Here is a 1,681-nt window from a genome sequence, read left to right as displayed (position 1 = left end):
TGACGGCGAAGCTTTTTCAACAAACGGTAATAGGCAGAGCTTGTTGGCAATTCCGGTTTGAAATTAAATCCTTGCTCGGATTCAACTGGCGAGTACATAGACGAGAATAACCCATAAATAAAAATACCGCGCAATTTTATCCGATTCGGGTGCTTCTCGCATCAAAAGAATTTATTTTCCTGTTATTGAAGTAATACTCTAAACTTCATGTTTTATTTAGATTGATAAATTGAACGAAACAGTTCATTTTTTATCCAGCATGCTTATGTTTTGGACTTTTCCACAGTTTTCCACAAAACCTGTGGATAACTTTGTGGATTTAAAACGACTTGACAGCTTTATCGGCCCCAAAAATAAGGGTTCTATTTAAATTGATCATTTTTTAACCAATTTATTTTATATTTAAAATCAATTGCTTAACCGTGTCAAGAAAGCCATATTAAAAAAAAATAAATATTTTTTTTGGTTAGTTCTTCAACATTAGGGACTTGCATTTACAAACTTGTTTATAAATGCGTCGCTCATCACTTTTCATTACAGCAAATTTTGTTAAACTCTGTAGTAAGTTTTGGGGACAAATGTTCAATACATATACTTACAATGAATAAAAATTTGTGGTTTAAGGGGACTTCTATACTAAGTTGTCTTTATATTTTGATGGGAACTGCTGCTTTTTCGCATGCAGGTCAGACGATCTATCAAATGAAAGATAGCAATGGTGTTACCCTGCTGACGAATAATAAAGGTCGCTACAGTAATCTAAAAGTAGAAAAAAAGACCTATTACCCGGACAGTAACATTCATAGCTATAGCAACTGGGGCTCAAGTGAGGCTTCGGTATTGCCGAGCTATAGCAAAAATAAAAATGCCTTTGATTCAATTATCCGTGAGGCTGCACAAAAGCACGGTATTTCTGAAGGTCTGATCAAGGCTGTGATGCATACTGAATCCGGCTTTAATGTCCATGCCCGTTCTCCAGTCGGTGCTCAGGGACTAATGCAGCTCATGCCTGCTACCGCACGCCGCTTTAATGTATCTAATGCTTATGATCCGCATCAGAATATTATGGCAGGTGCCAAATATCTGGCCTGGCTAATGAAACGTTTTAATAGCAATACCGCTTTAGCATTGGCAGGCTATAACGCTGGTGAAGGCAATGTCAGCAAATATGGCGGTATCCCGCCCTTCCGCGAGACGCAAGACTATGTACGCCGTGTGACCAGCCGGTATCACAATCTATATTCCAGTGGTGTTAATCTGACCGCCGCTGCGGCACCGGTTGAAACCGCCAAGATTCTGGCCAGCTCTGCCAATTATAAAACGTCGGCAGCGCCTACCATTAAAGCCAGCAATTATCAGCGTCAGATCATTGCCAATGCAGATGGCAGCTTCACTGATGCGCCTGCCGGTTCTTATGCCACCGCACATGCCACTGCATCCGCCAGAATATATATCAACGATTAAGCCCTTCCTCTTCATCATTCATCCTAAGTTTTGGTTGATCATGGTGATGAGGTAAATTCTGGGTAATTTACTATTTTTTTTCTTGAAATTTGAGTCATTTCACCTCATATTGAGGGTAATGATTGTAATTTGCTAATCAGATTATTTTTCTATAATAAGAGGATTTCTCAATGATGCGGATTGGTTTGTTTTTGCTAACCAACCTCGCGGTACTGGT

Annotated in this window: 1 protein-coding gene and 1 pseudogene; one reads left to right on the top strand and one right to left on the bottom strand. The window is 39.5% G+C overall.

The window, feature by feature from the left end:
- Nucleotides 1-98 (bottom strand): annotated as a pseudogene (locus B4033_RS01735) (tRNA 2-thiocytidine(32) synthetase TtcA); the annotation flags it as partial.
- 559 nt (nt 99-657) lie between these two features.
- Here B4033_RS01735 and B4033_RS01730 point away from each other — a divergent pair.
- Nucleotides 658-1,464 (top strand): lytic transglycosylase domain-containing protein, encoded by an 807-nt coding sequence (locus tag B4033_RS01730; RefSeq protein ID WP_286831544.1) that lies wholly within the window; start codon nt 658-660, stop codon nt 1,462-1,464.
- The last annotated feature ends 217 nt before the right edge of the window (nt 1,465-1,681 follow it).

The organism is Acinetobacter sp. UBA3132 (assembly GCF_002364825.1).
GTDB lineage: Bacteria > Pseudomonadota > Gammaproteobacteria > Pseudomonadales > Moraxellaceae > Acinetobacter > Acinetobacter schindleri.
Note: the sequence above shows the minus strand (reverse complement) of the source record. Positions and strands in the feature narration are given on the sequence as shown.

Bases quoted from the DNA above. Each gene is read 5' to 3' on its own strand.
- B4033_RS01730 (WP_286831544.1), top strand. From the start codon at position 658: ATGGGAACTGCTGCTTTTTCGCATGCAGGTCAGACGATCTATCAAATG.